Here is a 19,725-nt window from a genome sequence, read left to right as displayed (position 1 = left end):
ATATTTGTTGTTATTCTGGTTTCTATTCGATGTTCTGAACCTGCTCGCGCATCTGGTCGATCACCGCTTTCAGCTCAAGCCCAACCGCTGTCAGGTCGCTGTTTTGCGCCTTGGCGCAGAGCGTATTGGCCTCTCGGTTGAATTCCTGCATCAGAAAATCCAATTTGCGCCCGACGGCGCCACCCTTGGACAGCAATTCCCGCGCAGCTGCAACATGGGCGGTCAGACGATCCAGCTCCTCGGTGACATCCGCTTTCACCGCTAGAAGTGCCAGTTCCTGTGCCAGCCGCGTTTCATCCACACCTTCACTGTTCTCCAGCACCCACGCCAGATTGCTGCGCAGGGTTGCGGCGACGTCCGGTTTGCGGGCCTCTGCGCGGCGCGCGGCTTCCTCGCGCAGGGTGCTGATTTGTTCGAGCTGATCCAGCAGCACGGCCTTCAACGCGGCCCCTTCGCTGGCGCGCATGTTAACGAAGTCGGACAGGATTGCGGCGAAATCAGTGCTGAGCGCCGCCACGATGGGCGCGGGGTCGTCGCTGCCGCTGGCCTGCTCCAGCACGCCCCGTTGCGTCAGAAGATCCGTGGCAGAGGTCTGAGCCAAGGTGATCCCCGCAGCAGCGGCCTGTCGTTCCACCTCAGCCACGGCTGTCAGCAGCGTTGCCAGGGCCCCTTGGTTGATCTGAAGGGCGGCGGCAGCCTCCTCGCTGCGGTTGATCCGCAGTGTCATGGAGACATTGCCGCGCGACAGCGCCTTGCTCAATTGCCCGCGCAGGTTGGTTTCAAGCCCGTCCAGCCAGTCGGGGATGCGCAAGCGAAGGTCCAGCCCCTTGGCATTTACCGAGCGCAATTCGCACGACCAGCTATGCGCCCCTATGCTGCCCTGCCCTGCGGCAAAGCCCGTCATGGAATGGATGGTCATTGTCTGCGGCCTCCCGGAGCACTGAAGGCGCTGTTTCGCCTCGCCACAGGTTTACAAACGGCCAGCGGACAAGTCCATAAGCGCGGAGACCTATCCTAAAGTGTTAACCATTGATTAAAGAAATAGTCCAAAATTGAATAAGATTGTGGCATGTTAACTTCAGGATAACCAATTCGGCATTAATCGTTAGGCAACCAACTTTAGCTTGGCGCATGACCCAGCCGGATCCAGCGAGGATGACAGCGATGTTTTTTGGCGGCCGCAAAGATAACAATCAGACCGAAGGTCAAACCAAGGTTGTGGCAATGGATCGCTTCCGCGCAGCGGGATCGCTGTCGCCCATGCGACAGGCGGAGGCCTATTGGACCGCTCTGCGCCGTGGCGACGATATTCCCAGCCGGTCGCAGATCGATCCGCGCGGGCTGGAAAACATCCTGCCCCAGACCTTCATTCTGGAGCGTATCGCTCCCGGCATCGCCCGTTTCCGTCTGGCTGGTCAGCGGGTTAATGAAATGGCGGGTATGGAAGTGCGCGGCATGCCCATCACCGCTTTCTTCACCCCGGCAGCCCGCAAGCAGGTCAGCGCGGCACTGGAGACCATGTTCGACACCCCTGCCATCATCGAGCTGACCTTGCAGACCGAGAACAATCGCCTGCGCGGTGCCCGCGAGGCGCGCATGTTGCTGCTGCCGCTACGCAGTGATCTGGGCGATGTCAGCCGGGCGCTTGGGGTCTTCATCTCCGAAGGCAACCCGACAGGGACCTCGCAGCGGTTCTCGGTGACAGAAACGCAGATCCGTCAGGTCAGCCCGACCGGCAATGCGCCCTTCAAGGCGAAGCCGCGCGTGGCAGATCAGACTGCACCCGCGAAACCTGCGGCCCCGATCCCGACACCTGCACCGGCAGCGAAGGACGTTAACACGCCGAACCCCGGCTTTGCCGAAACTCAGGCGCGGTTTGAACGTGAATCTACTGTTATGACCGAGGCCCGCGCCCTAATCGAGCGCAGTCGGCAGATGTCGACTGAGACACCGGCAGCGCCTGCGGCAGAGCAGGCCGAGGAAAAGACCAAGAAACGCGGCGGCCACCTGCGTTTGGTTGTCAGCAAGGACTGAGGTCCGTCCGCACCAAGCACATTTATTCCGAATTCCTTTCGCGCTACTGGACATAGCTAGAAAGCGATCGCCCCGCGACAGAAAGTCCGGGGCGTTTCCCGTTTTGTGGGGGAGCTGTAATCGCCCCGTGAATCGCCCTTGGTTTTGCCTGCTGGATCTCACCCAACGCTTGCGGTGAAGATGAGGTATATGAAGTAAGTGATTGAAAGTAAAAAATCCCTCACCCCGAACTGGGATGAGGGATAGTCGCCATATACTGGCGATCTGTGTCGTTGACTGTCGCCAGCTACAGGATCATCCTGCCTGACGCTCAGAGGTGCGGGCACGCAGCTGAGACACTTCTTCAGCCACCAGGAAGGCCAGTTCCAAGGACTGGCTGGCGTTCAGGCGTGGATCGCAGGCGGTATGGTAGCGATCGCTCAGATCCTCATCGGTCACGGCGCGCACGCCGCCGGTGCATTCAGTGACATCCTGACCGGTCATCTCGAAATGCACGCCGCCCGGGATTGTGCCCTCTGCGGTGTGGATCGCAAAGAAGTCGCGGACCTCACGCAGCACGCTTTCAAACGGCCGGGTCTTGTAGCCAGAGGAGGATTTGATGGTGTTGCCATGCATCGGGTCGCAGACCCAAGTTACCTTGGCGCCCTCCTCCTGAACCGCCTTGATCAAGCGCGGCAGGTGTTCACCGGCCTTGCCTGCACCGAACCGCGCGATCAGGGTCAGACGCCCCTCTTCGTTTTCGGGGTTCAGCTTGGCCATCAGCACCTTCAGATCTTCGGCGGTGGTGGTCGGGCCACATTTCAGGCCAATCGGATTCTGAACGCCGCTACAGAATTCAACATGGGCGCCGTCAGGCTGACGGGTGCGGTCGCCAATCCACAGCATGTGGCCGGAACCGGCCAGCCATTTGCCGGAGGTGGAATCCAGACGGGTCAGCGCCTCTTCATACTCCAACAGCAGACCTTCGTGGCTGGTGTAGAATTCCACCGACTGCAAGGTGTGGGCGGTGTCATTGTTGATGCCCGCGGCCTTCATGAAGTCGAGCGTATCGGTGATCCGATTCGCCATTTCACGGTAGCTTTCGGCCTTCTCGCCCTCGGTGAAGCCCAGGGTCCATGCGTGGACCTGGTTCACATCCGCATAGCCGCCGGTCGAAAAGGCCCGGATCAGGTTCACGGTTGCGGCGGCCTGGGTATAGGCCTGCAACATGCGCTGCGGATCAGGCACGCGCGATGCTTCGGTGAAAGCCAGATCGTTGATGATATCGCCGCGGTAGCTGGGCAGTTCCACACCGTTCACGGTTTCCGTGGGGGCACTGCGCGGCTTGGCGAACTGGCCCGCCATGCGGCCCACTTTGATAACCGGCACCTTGGCGCCATAGGTCAGCACCATCGCCATCTGCAGCATCACCTTGAAGGTATCGCGGATCGCGTCGGCGCTGAATTGATCAAAGCTCTCGGCGCAATCGCCGCCTTGCAGCAGGAACGCCTCACCCCGGCCCGCAGCGCCAAGGTGCTGTTTCAGCCGTCGTGCCTCACCCGCAAATACCAAGGGCGGATACTTCGACAGCTGAGCCTCAACAGCCGACAGCGCGTCGGCGTTGGTATATTCTGGCATTTGCACCCGCGGTTTCTGGCGCCAGGTCGATTTTTGCCACTCACTCATAGCTGTGTCTCCGCATAAGAGGTCTTAGGTTAAAGAAGGACATCTATACGAAATCGCACCCGCGCTGACCAGTTTAGATTTGCAAAGTCTTGACGACACCGCGAAGCTGTGAACACGGTGCCCGAATTTCGCAAAAACCGGCTTTGCGAAAAACAGAGATTTTGAATAAGGACGCTGGCCATGCGGACGCAAAGCAAGCCCACGACAAGCCCGGCCACTGGCCCTCACACCCGGCGCTACGCCTTTGTTTTGCTGGATAGTTTTTCCATGCTGTCGTTTGCCTCCGCGCTGGAATGCCTGCGGATCGCGAACCGGATGATGGGGCGTGAAGTCTACACCTGGACTTTGCTGGCTGAGGGAGGTCGCACGGTGAGTTGTTCGGCAGGAACCTCCTTTCAGGTTGATGATGATCTGGTGGAGTTGCAGCGCGATGACACAATTCTGTTGTGTTCCGGCATTTCGGTGCAGGAGGCCACCACGAAAAAGCTGTTGTCCTGGCTGCGCCGCGAGGCCCGCAAGGGGTTGAAGATCGGGGGGCTGTGTACCGCCTCTTACTCTCTGGCGCGCGCGGGATTGCTGGATGGCAAGCGGGCGACGATTCACTGGGAAAATGCCGATAGTTTCAATGAGGAATTCGATGAGGTTGAGCTGACGAAGTCGGTGTTTGTCATTGATGGCAATCGGATGTCCACGGCGGGCGGGACCTCCTCCATCGATCTAATGCTGAAGCTGATTGCCAGCGATCATGGGGAGGATATCGCCAATTCCGTCGCGGACCAGCTGATCTATTCGTCGATTCGCACCGATCAAGACACGCAGCGTCTGTCGATTCCCACGCGGATCGGTGTGCGGCACCCCAAACTCTCCATGGTGATCCAGATGATGGAGGCCAATATTGAGGAGCCGATCAGCCCATCGATTCTGGCGCAGAATGTGGGCATGTCGACGCGTCAGCTTGAGCGGCTGTTCCGTCGCTACCTGAACCGCTCACCGAAGCGGTATTACATGGAGCTGCGGTTGCAAAAGGCACGCAACCTGCTGATGCAGACCGATATGAGTGTGATCAACGTGGCACTTGCCTGCGGATTTGCCTCACCGTCGCATTTTTCAAAATGCTATCGTGCCCACTATGATACTACGCCATACCGCGAGCGGGGTAGCAAGTCAGCACCGCCTGCCATGTGATCCTCCCATGTGTCTAGCGCGGCGCCGACTATCAGCGTGACAGGCGGTAAATCGCGCCATCGGTTTCCGAGGCAAACCAGATACTGCCGTCCGGTGCCTCGCGCAGGTCGCGGATACGGCCAGTTTGCTCACCTTTGATCTGCTCGACCTCTTTCAGCGGGGCGCCGGACAGGCGCGCGATGTAGTCGAATTTGAGCGAACCAACGAAGACGTCGCCGCGCCAATCTGGCCACATCTTGCCGGAGTAGACCAGCAGATTGGAGGGCGCGATTGAAGGGTCCCAGTAATGCTCTGGCTGTTTCAAACCGGGTTTCTCGGTGCCTTCGCCGATTTTCAGCCCGGAATAATGACGCCCGTATGAAATAATCGGCCAGCCGTAATTGGCTCCCTTTTCGACACGGTTGACCTCATCGCCGCCACGGGCGCCGTGTTCGACCGACCAAAGGCTGCCATCGGCGGCAAAGGTCAAGCCCTGCGGATTGCGGTGTCCATACGACCAGATCTCGGGTTGGGCGCCGCGGCGTTTGATTAGGGGATTGCTGCGTGGCACGGAGCCTTCGGGTGTTAGCCGCAGAATACTGCCCTGATGTGATGCCAAAACCTGCGCCGATTGACGGTCACCGCGATCGCCAAGGGTGACATAGATATGCCCATCGGGCCCATCGGCCAGTCGCGATCCAAAATGCCGACCACTGCTGGCGGCTGGCGCGGCGACAAAGATATCCCGCAGCCCCTGCAATTGCGTGTTGCGCCGGGCCAGTTGGCCGGTGGCCACCGCAGTGGCGGAACCGCGACCAACCCGTTTTGCATAAGTGAGATAGATCCGCCGAGTTTTGGCGAAGGTTCTGGGCACCATCACATCAAGCAATCCCCCCTGCCCCTGATCGGTCACCTTCGGGGTTCCCTTGATCCGCGTTAAGCGGCCGTCGCTTAGGAGGAGAAGATTGCCTGCCCGCTCCGTGATCAGCACCGAACCATCTGGCAGAAAGTCAAAAGCCCAAGGAATATCCAGTCCTTGCGCCATCTTCTCGATGCGCAGCGCGCCCTGACTGCTGCTGAGCGCCTCCGCTGATGCCCCTGCTGCAAGCATCAGTAGAACTGCCGTACCAGAGGTGAGCTTGGCAAGCCACGACATGCCGCCCGCAGCGCAACTGGGCACTCTGCGTGCGGTAAGCGCAATTGATGGACGCTCCAGCCTGACTGGAGAAGGCCGCCCGGGATATAAATATGAATGACAGATTTGGATTATTCGAATAGCGGGCCTTATCATCTTCAGTCGCCTCTCGTTTAAACCATCGGGCACGCGCCCTTGCTATTCTGATAATGGGCGCCCTAACAAAGACTAGCACGGATTTGCAGTCGGCCCAATTTCGGGCGGCCCAAGCGTGGAAAACGACGCTGACGCAGGTACTTGCGACATCACTGAAACTGGGCTGATGCCCTATCAAACAGCACTGCGCAGCCGCTGTACCGCCTATGTGGCTGGGAACATTCTATTGTCACCGAACACACAAAAAACCTGCCGAGTGTTGGCGCTAGAGGCCTTTCCTTTTTTGGCGTGCTTGCCTAGGGTCCGATTTGAACAAATAAGTTCCAACAAATGGGAGTTTCAAAAATGAAAAAACTGATGATGGCCACAGCGGCCGCTGCCCTGACTGCTGGCACCGCGTTTGCGGGTGGCCACGCCAAGGAAGTGAAGCTGGGTGTGCTTCTCGGCTTTACCGGTCCGATTGAATCCCTGGCCCCTGCCATGGGCGCTGGCGCTGAACTGGCGATGGAAGAGGTTACCAAATCCGGCAAGCTGCTCGACGCGGCGACCGTCGTTTCGGTACGTGCTGACACCGGTTGCATCGACAACGGCCTGTCCACCGCCAACGGTGAAAAACTGGTCGCAGATGGTGTGAACGGCATCGTTGGTGGTGACTGCTCCGGCGTCACCGGCGCGATCCTGCAAAACGTTGCTGTGCCAAATGGCATGGTGATGATCTCGCCGTCCGCGACCTCGCCGGGTCTGTCCACAATGGAAGACAATGATCTGTTCTTCCGCACCTCGCCCTCGGATGCGCGCGAAGGTCAAGTGATGGCAGAAATCCTGCAAGAGCGTGGCATCAACTCCATCGCTCTGACCTATACCAACAACGACTATGGCAAGGGTCTGGCCGATGCGATCAAGTCCTCCTTCGAGGGTGTCGGTGGTGAAGTCACCATCGTGACCGCGCATGAAGATGGCAAAGGCGACTACTCCGCAGAGGTTGCAGCACTGGCTTCCGCGGGTGGCGATATTCTGGTTGTGGCTGGTTATCTGGACCAGGGCGGTCTGGGAATCATTCAGGCCTCGCTCGACTCTGGCGCGTATGACACCTTTGGTCTGCCCGGCGGCATGATCGGTGACTCCCTGCCCAAGAACATCGGTTCGGATCTTGACGGCTCCTTCGGCCAGATTGCAGGCTCCGACAGCGAAGGCGCTGCGATCTTTGCCGAGATGGCAAAGGAAGCCGGTTTCGATGGTACATCCGCTTATGCGCCCGAAAGCTATGATGCAGCAGCGCTGTTCATGCTGGCGATGCAGGCGGCAAACTCCAAAGATCCGGCCGACTATGGCTCCAAGATCCTTGAGGTAGCCAATGCCCCCGGTGAGAAAATCAACCCCGGTGAGCTGGGCAAGGCGCTTGAGATCCTCGCGAATGGCGGCGACATCGACTATGAGGGTGCCACCGGCGTGGAACTGATTGGCCCGGGTGAGAGCGCAGGTTCCTACCGTGAAATCGAAGTCAAGGACGGCGCCAACGCTACCGTGAAATTCCGCTGATCCCTTAACACCGGATCAAACCAAGATGATCAGCCCGGGTTCCGCCCGGGCTGTTCCAAATTCAAAAGCCGTCAAAAAGGCGGTGGGGGATAAAATGACATGATCGTCGTCGAGGACTTGCACAAGCACTTCGGCGGGTTCCATGCGGTTGATGGCGCATCGCTGGAAATCGCAAAGGGCTCCATAACCGGTTTGATCGGCCCGAACGGTGCTGGAAAAACCACTCTTTTCAATGTGATCGCCGGCGTTCTGCCACCCACCTCTGGACGGGTGACAATGGATGGTGAAGATATCACCGGCCTGCCGCCGCATGAGCTGTTCCATAAAGGACTGCTGCGCACGTTCCAGATTGCGCATGAGTTTGCCTCGATGACCTGCCGCGAGAACCTGATGATGGTGCCGGGCGCCCAGTCGGGGGAAAGCCTGTGGAACACCTGGTTTGGCCGCAAACGCATCGCTGACGAGGAACGCGCGCTGCGGGCCAAGGCGGATGAGGTGCTGGAGTTCCTGACCATCAGCCATATCGCGGATCTGAAAGCCGGGCAGGTTTCAGGCGGCCAGAAGAAGCTTTTGGAACTGGGGCGTACCATGATGGTGGACGCCAAGATCGTGTTTCTGGATGAGGTCGGTGCCGGTGTGAACCGCACCCTGCTTTATACCATTGCCGATGCGATCAAGCGCCTCAACGAGGAGCGCGGCTATACCTTCGTCGTGATCGAACATGACATGGAATTCATCGGCCGCCTCTGCGATCCGGTGATCTGCATGGCTGAAGGCAAGAAACTGGCCGAGGGCACTCTGGACGAGATCAAGGCGAATGAGCAGGTGATCGAAGCCTACCTCGGTACCGGGCTGAAAAACAAAGACAAACTGGAGGCGGGCGCATGAGCGACAACCCCTACCAGAACGATCATGGCAATCGTGACGCATCGATCACCAACCCGCATGGCGCCGGGACAATGCAACCAGCGCATAGCAAAAGTGGGCCAACAACGAAGGTCGATGGCGGCCCGTTCCTGATTGGCGACACCATGACTGGCGGCTACGGCAAGGGTCCGGACATCCTGCACGACTGCACGATTGCGGTCGACAAGGGCGAGATCGCAGTAATCGTGGGGCCCAACGGTGCCGGCAAATCGACCGCGATGAAAGCGGTGTTTGGCATGCTGGATGTGCGGTCTGGCGCTGTCCGTCTGGACGGTGAAGATATCACCCAGCTCACCCCGCAGGACCGGGTGGTCAAGGGCATGGGGTTTGTCCCCCAGACCAGCAATATCTTCACCTCGATGACGGTCGAGGAAAACCTGGAAATGGGCGCCTTCATCCGCACGGATGATTTCTGTGACACGATGGAGCAGGTCTATGAGCTGTTCCCGATCCTGCGTGAGAAACGCAATCAGCCGGCTGGTGAACTGTCCGGTGGCCAGCGCCAACAGGTGGCCGTGGGCCGCGCGCTGATGACCAAGCCGAAGGTTTTGATGCTGGATGAGCCGACCGCAGGTGTGTCACCCATCGTGATGGATGAGTTGTTTGACCGCATTATCGAGGTTGCCCGTACCGGGCTGCCGATCCTGATGGTTGAACAAAACGCCAAACAAGCGCTTGAGATCGCAGACAAAGGCTATGTGCTGGTGCAGGGGCGCAATGCCTATACCGGCACCGGTCAGGAGCTGCTCGCCGATCCCGAAGTGCGCAAATCCTTCCTGGGAGGGTGACAGAACATGCCTCTGTTAAAAAAAACGGCCGCAACGAACCGTAGTGTGGTTCTCGCTATTTGTATTGCGGTTAGCCCTGTTGCAGCTCTCTCTGACCAAGGTGAGACGACTCTCAGCTGTTACCTGGAACCTGAGTGTATTTCCGTTCAGGAATGCACCACCAACGATGCCGCTGATTGCAAGACAGTTCAAAGATGTCCGGCCGAGCCCATTGACATGAAAATCACCCTGGCAATGCTCTCACAAGAAGCGAGTGCCGGCATGGCTCGATTTACCTGGACACAAGGAGACTCGGAAGAGTTCGTGTCGGTTGCTCCGTTTGTGGGGCTTGCTTCGTCCGTGATGTTTGCGAAAGTTCCGCCTGCGGACACATCTATCGACAGCTGGATGCTGCTGATGACCGGCAACAATGTCTCACTGGATGAGCGAAGCGCCACGGGGTATCCCTCGCAAGTGAAATATACTGGCACCTGCCAAGAGGACAAATAATGGACTTCCTCAACGCCCTTGTGGCGCTTACCAATTTTGTCGGGGTTCCGGCAATCGCCTATGGCAGCCAGCTTGCGCTTGGTGCGCTTGGCGTGACACTGATCTATTCAGTACTGCGGTTTTCGAACTTCGCCCATGGTGACACCATGGCCTTTGGCACCATGATCACCATTCTGGTGACCTGGTGGTTCCAGTCGATGGGCATCAGCTTTGGTCCCCTACCGACCGCGCTGCTGGCGCTTCCGCTTGGCATTGCGGCATGTATGCTGCTGATGCTGGTCACCGATCGCACCGTCTATCGGTTTTATCGCGCGCAGAAGGCCAAGCCAGTGATCTTTGTCATGGTCTCCCTTGGCGTGATGTTCATGATGAACGGCCTTGTGCGATTTATCATCGGGCCGGGGGATCAGCGGTTTTCCGATGGCGAGCGGTTCATCATTTCCGCACGGGATTTCAAGGCTCTGACCGGGTTGCGTGAAGGGCTGGCGATCAAGACGACCCAAGGCATCACCGTGATCACTGCGGTTGTGGTTGTGGCGCTGCTGTTCTGGTTCCTGAACAAAACCCGCACCGGTAAGTCGATGCGCGCCTATTCCGATAATGAGGATCTGGCGTTGCTGTCCGGCATCAACCCGGAGCGTGTGGTGATGTACACTTGGCTGATCGTTGCGACCCTCGCGACCATTGCGGGTGTGCTGTATGGTTTGGACAAATCCTTCAAACCCTTCACCTACTTCCAGCTGTTGCTGCCGATTTTTGCGGCGGCGATTGTGGGCGGTCTGGGCAGCCCCGTTGGCGCCATTGCCGGCGGGTTCATCATCGCCTTTTCCGAGGTGACAATCACCTATGCGTGGAAAAAGGTGCTGACCTATGTCCTGCCTGAGACGATGAAACCCGATGGCCTCGTCCAGCTTCTGAGCACGGATTACAAATTTGCCGTGTCCTTTGCGATCCTTGTGGTCGTGCTTCTGTTCAAGCCCACGGGCCTTTTCAAAGGAAAAGTGGTATGAGCGAGACAGTCAAAACATCCCTGCTGTTTCTGTTTGTTGGTGTGCTGATCCTGCTTGAGGGCGGCACCAACTTCCTCTTCTTCTCCGGGTCTTGGAACTCGGCTCTGGTGATCCTCAATATGGGATTGGTGTCCGCCATCATGGCGATTGGCGTCAACCTTCAGTGGGGCTTTGCCGGCCTGTTCAACGTTGGCATCATGGGGTTTGTCGCGCTGGGTGGTCTGGCAGTTGTGCTGGTATCCACAGCACCAACACCGGGCGCCTGGAGCCAGGGCGGCGTTGGGATAATCATGGCGCTGGCCATGGGGGCGATGACACTGGTTGCGGCGGTTGCCACCATGCGGATGGTGCCTGCTAGCAAGCTGCGTATTGCGGTGCTGCTGGCGGTGCTGATCCTTGGCTTTGTGGTCTACCGCGCGATTTTCGATCCGGCGGTTGCGGGTGTCGAAGCGATCAATCCCGCGCTTGAAGGGAACCTCGGCGGGCTTGGCCTACCGGTGCTGTTGGCATGGCCCGCAGGTGGCCTGCTGGCCGCTGGCGTGGCCTGGCTGATCGGCAAGACGGCGCTGGGTCTGCGCTCGGATTATCTGGCGATTGCGACGCTGGGGATTGCGGAGATCATCATTTCGGTTCTGAAGAACGAGGACTGGCTGTCGCGCGGCGTGAAGAACGTTGTCGGCCTGCCCCGGCCCCTGCCCTATGAGGTCGATTTGCAGAACGACGCCGGTTTTGTTGCCAAGGCAGCGGACTATGGCCTGGATCCGGTTCTGGCCTCCACGCTTTATGTGAAGCTGGGCTATTCTCTGCTGTTCACTGTTGTCCTGCTGGCGCTGCTATGGATGGCGCAGATGGCGCTGAAGAGCCCATGGGGCCGAATGATGCGCGCCATCCGCGACAATGAAGTGGCCGCCGAAGCAATGGGCAAGGATGTAACCCGCCGCCATCTTCAGATCTTCATTCTCGGCTCTGCGATCTGCGGTATTGCCGGGGCGATGATGACTACGCTGGACAGCCAGCTGACGCCGGGCACCTACAACCCCTTGCGCTTTACCTTCCTGATCTGGGTGATGGTGATTGTTGGCGGGTCCGGCAACAACTTTGGCGCGGTGCTGGGTGGCCTGCTGATCTGGTTCCTCTGGATCAAGGTGGAGCCGATGGGCATCCTGCTGATCGAGACCCTGACGGCTGGCATGGCGGACACCAGCGCGCTTAAGGCGCATCTGCTGGAAAGCGCGTCGCATATGCGTTTGCTGACCATGGGTCTGATCCTGTTGCTGGTCTTGCGGTTCAGCCCACGTGGACTGATCCCGGAACGGTAACGCCGAAGATGCGTAGCGGGTCTGACAATCGGGCCTTGAGAAAACCAGAACGCCGCCCGGAGATATTCCGGGCGGCGTTTTCTATGCGTAAGTTGTATGAGCGCTTAGCGTCCCTTGAACAACCCACCAAGGATACCGCGCACAAGGCGCCGCCCAGTGGTGCCTTTCAGCTCCTTGATCACGGCTTCGGACATGGCGGATGCAAAGCTGTCGCGGGGTTTCATCCGTCGCGATGACGACCGGCTGACGCGGCTGCCGGAGTAGCGCCGCCCGGCGTTATACTCACGCGCCATCGGTTCTGGTGCGGCTTCGGCGGCCACCTCTGCGGCCTCAGCCTCGGCTGCGGCTTTGGCGGCGCGTTCGGCGAGGATCTCATAGGCGGAACGCCGGTCGCTGGTCTGGTCGTACTTCCCAGCCATATCCGAGGTCTGCAGGAACGCCGCCCGCTCCGCTGCAGTGATCGGTCCCAGCTGAGAACTGGGCGGGCGGATCAGCGTGCGTTCGACGACACCGGGAATACCCTTCTTTTGCAACATGGAGGTCACCGCCTCGCCGACGCCGACCTCGCGGATGGCCTCTTCGGTCGAAAAACGCGGGTTCTCGCGATAGGTCTCTGCCGCCATCCGCAGGTTCTTGCGGTCCCGCGCGGTGAAGGCACGCAAGGCGTGCTGGATACGATTGCCAAGCTGGCCAAGGATGTCTTCCGGCACGTCAGCCGGGTTCTGAGTGATAAAGTAGATCCCGACCCCTTTGGAGCGGATCAGACGGGCCACTTGCTCCACCTTGTCGATCAGTGCCTCGGGGGCGTCATCAAACAGCAGATGCGCCTCGTCAAAGAAGAAGACCAACTTCGGTTTGTCAGGATCGCCAACCTCTGGCAGCTCCTCAAACAACTCGCTCAGTAGCCACAAAAGAAAGGTCGCATACAGCCCCGGAGCGGCCATCAGCTTGTCAGCGGCGAGAATATTGACCATACCCCGCCCGTCCGCCGTGCAGCGCATCAGATCGGCGAGGTCCAGCGCAGGTTCGCCAAAGAGCTGTGCACCACCTTGGTTCTCCAGCACCAGCAATCGACGCTGGATTGCCCCGATGGAGGCGGTGGAGACATTGCCGTAGCGCAGCGAGAGATCGGCACGGTTTTCGCCGACCCAAACCAGCAGCGCCTGCAGGTCCTTCAGATCCAACAGCGCCAGCCCTTCCTCATCCGCTAAACGGAAGGCAATGTTCAGAATGCCTTCCTGTGCCTCGCTCAGCTCCAGCAAACGCGCCAGAAGCAGCGGCCCCATTTCTGCGACATTAGTGCGCACCGGATGCCCCTGTTGGCCGTAGAGATCCCAGAAGGTGACCGGACAGGCGTGGTAGCTGTAATCGTCAAATCCGATTTTTTCTGCCCGGCTGGTAAAGGCGTCGTGCAGTTTGTGCGTAACGCTGCCGGACTTCGCAAGGCCGGAGAGATCCCCTTTTACATCCGACAGAATAACCGGCACTCCGGCATTGGAGAAACTCTCGGCCAGGATCTGCAGGGTTACGGTTTTGCCGGTGCCAGTAGCCCCGGCAATCAACCCGTGACGATTGGCGTATTTCAGCGTCAGCGCCTGTGGATCCGCATAGTTTTCACCCCCGCCCCCGATAAATAACTTGTCCTGCATGATCTGCCCCCGGCTGTTGTCATCCCGCACACTGCGGTTTCTCTGAAATGAAAATACAAAATTAACCTTTGAATGCGAGAGTGATAATTGCCCGTCGACCATCATGCGGTTGGTTCGGCGGACATTTCCTCCCTGTCAGACTGGGCCGTGCTTCGCGCACGGCCTTTTTTTGTGCCTTGCTTTCAGGCATTCTAGTGGCTGTGGTTCGTATATCAGGCATGTTGCGTGCCCATTGCGCGCGCGTTATGCGAAGGCGTCAATTAATCTGCCAACTGCGACATTTTTTTCTCTTTGCATGTTGACCGATGGCCGACCCTTTCGTAACGTCCTCCCAATAACTAAGTCGGCCAGTCCGACGGGGAGAAAAAATACGAAAAAGGGGGCATTTTTGCTCCCTTTTTTGTTTTAATCCAGCTGCTTCCATCTCTGACGTGTAATCCGATCAATTCCCCGCCAGTGCTGGGGCCTCAGTTGGTTATGGGACTGACACCGGGTTTAGGGCATGCTACATCGGGCCAATAACACAGGATAGATGAGGCAATCATGATCAAGTCCCTGACCCCGATGACCCTGGCCGCGCTGATGGCGTTGCCGCTGCCCCTGATGGCGCAGGACACCGCTGGGGCGGCCGAGACCGAAGAGAGCCAGCCCGCCGCAGAGGCCACGACGGAGGCCCCGAAGGCCGATGACGTCTTGGATCTGGGCCAGCCCGTGCAGGATGGCCCGCAACTGGGCCAGCGCTATTCCAAAGAAACTCACGGTGATTGGGACTTGGCCTGCGTCAAGACCGAAGGCGAAAGCGACCCCTGCTCACTGCTGCAGATCATGACCGATACGTCAGGAAACCCTATGGCGGAGTTTTCGATGTTCCGGATCAAGCAGGAAGGCAGCCAGGCCGTTGCCGGCGCCACGGTCATCGTTCCGCTGGAAACGCTGCTGCCCGCAGCATTGACCATTTCGATCGATGGTGCGCCGGGCAAACGGTATAACTACTCGTTCTGCAACCCGATGGGCTGTGTAGCACAGATTGGCCTTACCGAGACCGATATCTCAGCCTTCAAGAAAGGCAAGAAAGCGACATTGAGCCTGCGACCGGCACCTGCCCCGGATCAGGTGATCAATATGGAATTGTCACTGAGTGGCTTTACCGCAGGCTATAACGTTGTCGATGTGGTGGAACAGTAAGTCGCCCAGCGAAGTCGTTTAAACCGAAAACCGCCGCATCCAAGGTCAGATTGCGGCGGTTTTTCATATTCTATTGCTGGGTGTTGATTGAGCGCTCAGATCTTTCGCAGAGCCAGCACAGCGTTCAACCCACCGAAGGCAAAGGCATTGCTGAGTGCGACAGTCACATCAGCTTGCCGCGCCTCATTCGGGACCACATCAAGCGCGCATTCCGGATCAGGTTCCTCATAGCCGATGGTGGGGGCCACCACCCCGTCGCGCAGAGCCATGATGCAGGCCAGCAGTTCCACCGCGCCCGTACCGCCAATCAGGTGGCCGTGCATGGATTTGGTGGAGGAGATCATCAGATTATCAGCGTGCGGACCAAAGACATCGGCCACGGCCGCGCATTCGGTTTTGTCGTTGGCCGCAGTCCCCGTGCCATGGGCGTTGACATAGCCGACATCCTCCGGGTTCAGTCCTGCATCCTGCAAGGCGCCTGCAATGGCCCGCGCCGCGCCTTGTTTGCTGGGCATCACGATATCGGCGGCATCTGATGACATGGCAAAGCCGATAACCTCGCAGATGATATCGGCACTGCGGGCGCGGGCATGTTCGTAGTCTTCGAAGACAAAGACCCCAGCTCCCTCGCCCTGCACCATACCGTTCCGATTGGCGCTAAAAGGACGACAGGCATCGCGCGACATTACCCGAAGCCCCTCCCAGGCCTTTACCCCGCCAAAGCACAGCATCGACTCAGATCCACCTGTGATCATCACGGGTGCCATACCGGAGCGAACCATCTGGAACGCCTGTGCCATCGCATGATTGGAGGAGGCACAGGCGGTGGATACCGTGAAGCTTGGCCCCTTCAGATTGTGTTCCATGGAGACATGGCTGGCTGCGGCGTTGTTCATCAGTTTCGGCACGACGAAGGGGTGGACACGGTTCTTCCCCGCCTCATAGACAGACCGATAGTTATCGTCCCAGGTCGATACGCCGCCGCCAGCCGTGCCAAGGACCACACCTGATTTCTGCGACAACTCGCCGTGAAACTCCAAACCCGACTGGTCTATCGCCTCTTTGGCGGCGGTCAATGTGAACTGGGTAAACCGGTCATAGAGGCTCATCTGCTGCCGGTTAAAACGTCCTTCGGCCTCAAACCCGCGCACCTGTCCGCCGATGCGAATGGACAAGCGATCAACGTCCTGGAACTCCAGATCGCCGATGCCGCAACGGCCCTCAGCCATGGAGGACAGTGTGTCGGCAACATTATGGCCAAGCGCATTGATCGTGCCCATCCCGGTGATGACAACCCGGTTCATCCGTCGTCTCCAACCCGATCCCGCATCGTCATTTTTCTGAAATCAGCGTGTCGATACCCGCGATGATCGCCGCCACGTTGGAGATGTCGAAATCGCTTTTCTCCGGTTCATTGGCATTGAAGGGAATGGTGATATCAAACTCTTCTTCAATGGCGAAGATGCTCTCAACGAGGCCGAGGCTGTCGATCCCCAGATCCTCCAGTGTGCTATCGAGTGTCACATCCGATGGTTCCAGCACAGCCTGTTCGGCAATGATGGCGATGACCTTGTCCTGCGTGCTCATAAGGGACCCCTGATCAATGGTATTTTGCGTCATGTAGTGGCTGCGCCGTTATTTGAAAACTGCCTTCTTCAACGCTTCGATGTCGCGCATCAGACGACCAAGGCGCCGCTGCCCCTTATACATCTCGGTATGTGTCTCCATTTTGACAGCCGGATATCCCATCACCACGCGGCCTGCGGGAACATTGGACAGGATCTTGGTGCCGCCGCCGGCAATCGCTCCGTTGCCGATAAAGAGGTTGTCCGCCACCCCGGTCTGACCGCCGAGAACCACATTGTTGCCGATATCGACGGAGCCGGAAATTCCGGTCTGCCCACACAACAGACAATCCTTGCCGACACGGGTGTTGTGGCCGATATGAACGAGGTTATCCAGTTTGCTGCCGCTGCCGATCACGGTGCTGCGGATAGTGCCGTTGTCGATGGTGCAATTGGTGCCAAGTTCCACGTCATCACCAATTTCTACGGCTCCAAGGGAGTGAATACGCAGCCAGCTTTGCGCTTTGCTTTCGCCCTGATCGCCCATTGTTTTGCGGGCGGTTTCCACGCCCGACACCTCCGGGGTGACATAAGAAAACCCGTCGCCGCCAACCCGTGCGCCGGGTTGTGCGCGGAACCGGTCGCCGATGATGGCGCGGGCCCCAATGCTCACGGCCTCGCGCAGGCGGGCGTCAGTGCCAATAGTGACATCTGTACCGATATAGCATTGCGGGCCAATGACAGATCCTGCGCCAATGCGCGCGCCTGCAGCGATCACCGCCAGCGGGCCAACCGAAACGCCCTCGCCCAGATCAGCATCAGGATCGATGACCGCGCTGGGATGGATACCCGTGCCAAAGCCCTGTCCGGGATCCAGAAGCCGGGTAATGCCGCCCATGGCCAGGCGGGGGCGCGGTGCAAAGATGGCTGCCTGAAGGCCCATGGCTTGCCAGTCGGCGCCTTCCCAGACCAACGCCGCACGGGCGCTGCCCTCGTCTAGGCTCTCAGCATATTTGGGAGCCATCGCCATGGCGAGATCATCGGGCCCGGCATCCTGAGGTTCAGCGGCCCGCTGCACCACCAGATCCAGATCTCCCTCGGCCTCTGCCTGGAGTGAGGCGGCGATTTCGCGGACTGTAAACATGTCGGGCCCTTCCGGTCTGTTGCCTTTGGGCCCGAGGATTACCCTTGTACGCCCGGCAACACCACCCCTGCCCGTTCCAGCGCGGCCCATACCTTGGCGTCACGGCCGTAAATGTCACGACGATACTCAGGCTGACCTTTGGGGGTCACAAACGCCGTCCGGTAAATGATGTGAACCGGCACCTTTTGGTCGAGAACGACCTTGGTTTCCTTGCCGCTGTTTAGGATGCGGTGAAAGAAATCCTTGGGGTTCTCGGTCTGGCGCGCCAGCAAAGCATACGCAAATTCAAAGGGTTGTGCGAGGCGGATACAGCCATGCGAGAAGGCGCGGACCTCCCGTTGGAACAGGCTCTTTTGCGGGGTGTCATGCAGATAGATGTTATATTTGTTCGGGAACATGAATTTCACCAGCCCTAGCGCGTTTTTGCGGCTCGGAGGCTGGCGCATCGCAAAAGGGAAGGTTCGCGCGGTATATTTTGAAAAATCAGCGGTGGCGCGATTCACTTTGCGACCGCGGCTGTCGGTGATCTCGATGTGGCCGACCGCATTTGGGTTGTTGCGCAGCTTGGGCAGGTATTCCTTCGTCACGATGGAGCGTGGGACGTACCAGCTGGGGTTGATGACCATATGCTCCATCTCGTCGGAGAACTCCGGCGAGCGTCGATCGGCATTGTCTTTGCCAATGACGGAGCGCGTCACAAAGGTCACTTCGCCATTGTCGATAATCTTGGCGGTGAAGTCGGTCTGGTTTACCAGAACATGGCGGGTTCCGCGCTCCGGCGTCAGCCAGCGTTCACGCTCCATGGCGACCAGCACAGACTTCAGCCGCGCCGACACCGGTTTGTTGATTTCGGCCAGAGTGCCGCCACCGGCAACCCCATCAGCGGTCAGACCGTGATCGGATTGAAACGCCTGAACCGCGCGTTCCAGCGCGCCGTCGTAACTGCGCGCCGCACTGCGCGGCAGATAGCCCATGGCGATAAGGCGATTGCGCAGCGCGATGACCGCGGGCCCCTGATCTCCGCTTTCCAGTTTCTTGGCAGCGACCCGTGGGCCCCAGCCACCCGCCCGTTGCAGCCCTTCCAGCCGCATCTTTTCACGCAGCAACGCCTGATATTGGGCGCTCTGCGGAGCGAGGCTGCGCAGATAGGCAACCGGTGCTTGATCGCGGATGCCAGCGAGATAGGCGGCAAAATCAGGCTGATGCTTCTTGCGGACGATACCATCATCAATTTGGCGCGGCTGTAGGAGCCCGGTTTGCAAGTCACTGGCATAACCGACCAACGCGCGGCTCATCGCCACCTCCGCCCGACCCAGATCACGGGTGGTCTGGACTGTGCGCAGGACGTCCATCAATGCGTTGATTTCCGATGTCCGATCCGGAAGCCCGTGCATCGGCGCCTCTCCCAGAGCGCGGAACAGTGCGGCGCGACGGGCACGGGCGGCATCATCACTCCCGGTCCAGATCGCGGTGTACCCCGTCTCGCGGTAGAACTGTGCCACCGGATCGCTCGCCGAGGCCGCCTCCGCAACCGCTTGCTTAAATGCGGTCACCTGTGCGGTTGCACCATCCGGTGCACCGAATACAAAGCCGCCAAGCGCAAGCGCAAACAGCCCCGCCTTCAGCGTCGGGCCAACAGTCGAAATGGCACGGGTCACAATGACAGGCGACATATGGGTACGGTCCTCAAATGAATTGCTTTTCACAGTCTGCGGTTGCCTACATGAAATCCTGGTAAACGCCAGCCCTCGCTGTCCATTCACATTTTGATCAGCGCAAACAGGCAACAGGCACCTGCGTCTTATGGGCCGCAATAAGACGCATACGGCCCGTGGCGGCCACGACACATTGAGGGGAAATTAACCATTTATTTCCCTTTTGCGCAAAAAATTGCCGAAATTCACAGTTCATGTCGAGCTGCAACATTCAAAACTTGGCGCGCGATTCTGTATGTGC

17 protein-coding genes are annotated in these 19,725 nt (G+C 58.8%); 9 read left to right on the top strand and 8 right to left on the bottom strand.

Annotated features, from left to right (window positions below; all coding sequences use genetic code 11):
• Positions 1-22 precede the first annotated feature (22 nt).
• Positions 23-919 (bottom strand): YicC/YloC family endoribonuclease, encoded by an 897-nt coding sequence (locus GAL_RS08865; protein WP_024097249.1) that lies wholly within the window; start codon positions 917-919, stop codon positions 23-25.
• Between the two features lie 245 nt (positions 920-1,164).
• On the opposite strand from GAL_RS08865, the gene GAL_RS08860 reads away from it, so the two are divergent.
• The gene (locus GAL_RS08860; RefSeq protein ID WP_024097248.1) at positions 1,165-2,034 is read left to right on the top strand and encodes a PAS domain-containing protein; all 870 of its coding nucleotides are present in this window, start codon (positions 1,165-1,167) and stop codon (positions 2,032-2,034) included.
• Between the two features lie 294 nt (positions 2,035-2,328).
• On the opposite strand, the gene GAL_RS08855 is transcribed toward GAL_RS08860, so the two are convergent.
• Positions 2,329-3,699 (bottom strand): class II 3-deoxy-7-phosphoheptulonate synthase, encoded by a 1,371-nt coding sequence (locus GAL_RS08855; protein WP_024097247.1) that lies wholly within the window; start codon positions 3,697-3,699, stop codon positions 2,329-2,331.
• A gap of 180 nt (positions 3,700-3,879) precedes the next feature.
• Here GAL_RS08855 and GAL_RS08850 point away from each other — a divergent pair, with 180 nt between their 5' ends.
• Positions 3,880-4,884, top strand: a complete 1,005-nt coding sequence (locus GAL_RS08850) for a GlxA family transcriptional regulator (protein ID WP_024097246.1) — start codon at positions 3,880-3,882, stop codon at positions 4,882-4,884.
• A gap of 31 nt (positions 4,885-4,915) precedes the next feature.
• Here GAL_RS08850 and GAL_RS08845 read toward each other — a convergent pair whose 3' ends face one another.
• A complete protein-coding gene (locus GAL_RS08845; protein ID WP_040104027.1) occupies positions 4,916-6,019 on the bottom strand; it encodes a PQQ-dependent sugar dehydrogenase in 1,104 nt (367 codons plus the stop codon).
• Between the two features lie 480 nt (positions 6,020-6,499).
• Here GAL_RS08845 and GAL_RS08840 point away from each other — a divergent pair, with 480 nt between their 5' ends.
• From GAL_RS08840 to GAL_RS08815, 6 genes are all read left to right on the top strand, one after another.
• Positions 6,500-7,693, top strand: coding sequence for an ABC transporter substrate-binding protein (locus tag GAL_RS08840; RefSeq protein ID WP_024097244.1), 1,194 nt, complete (start codon positions 6,500-6,502; stop codon positions 7,691-7,693).
• Between the two features lie 99 nt (positions 7,694-7,792).
• On the top strand, positions 7,793-8,581 hold the full coding sequence (locus tag GAL_RS08835) for an ABC transporter ATP-binding protein (protein ID WP_024097243.1): 789 nt from the start codon (positions 7,793-7,795) through the stop codon (positions 8,579-8,581).
• The gene (locus GAL_RS08830; protein ID WP_024097242.1) at positions 8,578-9,408 is read left to right on the top strand and encodes an ABC transporter ATP-binding protein; all 831 of its coding nucleotides are present in this window, start codon (positions 8,578-8,580) and stop codon (positions 9,406-9,408) included. The genes GAL_RS08835 and GAL_RS08830 overlap by 4 nt, the downstream gene beginning before the upstream one ends.
• 216 nt (positions 9,409-9,624) lie before the next feature.
• Entirely contained in the window at positions 9,625-9,897 is a 273-nt protein-coding gene (locus tag GAL_RS08825) for a hypothetical protein (protein WP_040104026.1), read from the top strand.
• Positions 9,897-10,907 (top strand): branched-chain amino acid ABC transporter permease, encoded by a 1,011-nt coding sequence (locus GAL_RS08820; protein WP_024097240.1) that lies wholly within the window; start codon positions 9,897-9,899, stop codon positions 10,905-10,907. Before GAL_RS08825 ends, GAL_RS08820 begins: the two co-directional genes overlap by 1 nt.
• Positions 10,904-12,226 carry a branched-chain amino acid ABC transporter permease gene (locus tag GAL_RS08815; protein ID WP_024097239.1) on the top strand — a complete coding sequence of 441 codons (1,323 nt, stop codon included), beginning with the start codon at positions 10,904-10,906 and terminating at the stop codon, positions 12,224-12,226. The genes GAL_RS08820 and GAL_RS08815 overlap by 4 nt, the downstream gene beginning before the upstream one ends.
• Positions 12,227-12,330: 104 nt before the next feature.
• Here GAL_RS08815 and GAL_RS08810 read toward each other — a convergent pair whose 3' ends face one another.
• Positions 12,331-13,875, bottom strand: a complete 1,545-nt coding sequence (locus GAL_RS08810; protein WP_024097238.1) for a helicase HerA-like domain-containing protein — start codon at positions 13,873-13,875, stop codon at positions 12,331-12,333.
• A 543-nt stretch (positions 13,876-14,418) separates the two neighbouring features.
• On the opposite strand from GAL_RS08810, the gene GAL_RS08805 reads away from it, so the two are divergent.
• A complete protein-coding gene (locus GAL_RS08805; protein ID WP_024097237.1) occupies positions 14,419-15,060 on the top strand; it encodes an invasion associated locus B family protein in 642 nt (213 codons plus the stop codon).
• A gap of 95 nt (positions 15,061-15,155) precedes the next feature.
• Here GAL_RS08805 and GAL_RS08800 read toward each other — a convergent pair whose 3' ends face one another.
• From GAL_RS08800 to GAL_RS08785, 4 genes are read right to left on the bottom strand one after another with little or no spacing between them, the layout of a single operon-like run.
• Positions 15,156-16,364 carry a beta-ketoacyl-[acyl-carrier-protein] synthase family protein gene (locus tag GAL_RS08800; protein ID WP_024097236.1) on the bottom strand — a complete coding sequence of 403 codons (1,209 nt, stop codon included), beginning with the start codon at positions 16,362-16,364 and terminating at the stop codon, positions 15,156-15,158.
• A gap of 28 nt (positions 16,365-16,392) precedes the next feature.
• Positions 16,393-16,647: an acyl carrier protein gene (locus GAL_RS08795; RefSeq protein WP_024097235.1), complete on the bottom strand. Its 255-nt coding sequence runs from the start codon at positions 16,645-16,647 to the stop codon at positions 16,393-16,395.
• Positions 16,648-16,695: 48 nt separating this feature from the next.
• Positions 16,696-17,769 carry a UDP-3-O-(3-hydroxymyristoyl)glucosamine N-acyltransferase gene (gene lpxD / locus GAL_RS08790; RefSeq protein WP_024097234.1) on the bottom strand — a complete coding sequence of 358 codons (1,074 nt, stop codon included), beginning with the start codon at positions 17,767-17,769 and terminating at the stop codon, positions 16,696-16,698.
• A gap of 38 nt (positions 17,770-17,807) precedes the next feature.
• Positions 17,808-19,442 carry a L,D-transpeptidase family protein gene (locus GAL_RS08785; RefSeq protein ID WP_024097233.1) on the bottom strand — a complete coding sequence of 545 codons (1,635 nt, stop codon included), beginning with the start codon at positions 19,440-19,442 and terminating at the stop codon, positions 17,808-17,810.
• Positions 19,443-19,725 lie beyond the last annotated feature (283 nt).

It is taken from the genome of Phaeobacter gallaeciensis DSM 26640, assembly GCF_000511385.1.
In the GTDB taxonomy this organism is placed as follows: Bacteria; Pseudomonadota; Alphaproteobacteria; order Rhodobacterales; family Rhodobacteraceae; genus Phaeobacter; species Phaeobacter gallaeciensis.
This window is presented reverse-complemented; position numbering and strand designations above follow the sequence as displayed.

Bases quoted from the DNA above. Each gene is read 5' to 3' on its own strand.
- GAL_RS08865 (WP_024097249.1), bottom strand. From the start codon at position 919: ATGACCATCCATTCCATGACGGGCTTTGCCGCAGGGCAGGGCAGCATA.
- GAL_RS08860 (WP_024097248.1), top strand. From the start codon at position 1,165: ATGTTTTTTGGCGGCCGCAAAGATAACAATCAGACCGAAGGTCAAACC.
- GAL_RS08855 (WP_024097247.1), bottom strand. From the start codon at position 3,699: ATGAGTGAGTGGCAAAAATCGACCTGGCGCCAGAAACCGCGGGTGCAA.
- GAL_RS08850 (WP_024097246.1), top strand. From the start codon at position 3,880: ATGCGGACGCAAAGCAAGCCCACGACAAGCCCGGCCACTGGCCCTCAC.
- GAL_RS08845 (WP_040104027.1), bottom strand. From the start codon at position 6,019: ATGTCGTGGCTTGCCAAGCTCACCTCTGGTACGGCAGTTCTACTGATG.
- GAL_RS08840 (WP_024097244.1), top strand. From the start codon at position 6,500: ATGAAAAAACTGATGATGGCCACAGCGGCCGCTGCCCTGACTGCTGGC.
- GAL_RS08835 (WP_024097243.1), top strand. From the start codon at position 7,793: ATGATCGTCGTCGAGGACTTGCACAAGCACTTCGGCGGGTTCCATGCG.
- GAL_RS08830 (WP_024097242.1), top strand. From the start codon at position 8,578: ATGAGCGACAACCCCTACCAGAACGATCATGGCAATCGTGACGCATCG.
- GAL_RS08825 (WP_040104026.1), top strand. From the start codon at position 9,625: ATGAAAATCACCCTGGCAATGCTCTCACAAGAAGCGAGTGCCGGCATG.
- GAL_RS08820 (WP_024097240.1), top strand. From the start codon at position 9,897: ATGGACTTCCTCAACGCCCTTGTGGCGCTTACCAATTTTGTCGGGGTT.
- GAL_RS08815 (WP_024097239.1), top strand. From the start codon at position 10,904: ATGAGCGAGACAGTCAAAACATCCCTGCTGTTTCTGTTTGTTGGTGTG.
- GAL_RS08810 (WP_024097238.1), bottom strand. From the start codon at position 13,875: ATGCAGGACAAGTTATTTATCGGGGGCGGGGGTGAAAACTATGCGGAT.
- GAL_RS08805 (WP_024097237.1), top strand. From the start codon at position 14,419: ATGATCAAGTCCCTGACCCCGATGACCCTGGCCGCGCTGATGGCGTTG.
- GAL_RS08800 (WP_024097236.1), bottom strand. From the start codon at position 16,364: ATGAACCGGGTTGTCATCACCGGGATGGGCACGATCAATGCGCTTGGC.
- GAL_RS08795 (WP_024097235.1), bottom strand. From the start codon at position 16,647: ATGAGCACGCAGGACAAGGTCATCGCCATCATTGCCGAACAGGCTGTG.
- lpxD (WP_024097234.1), bottom strand. From the start codon at position 17,769: ATGTTTACAGTCCGCGAAATCGCCGCCTCACTCCAGGCAGAGGCCGAG.
- GAL_RS08785 (WP_024097233.1), bottom strand. From the start codon at position 19,442: ATGTCGCCTGTCATTGTGACCCGTGCCATTTCGACTGTTGGCCCGACG.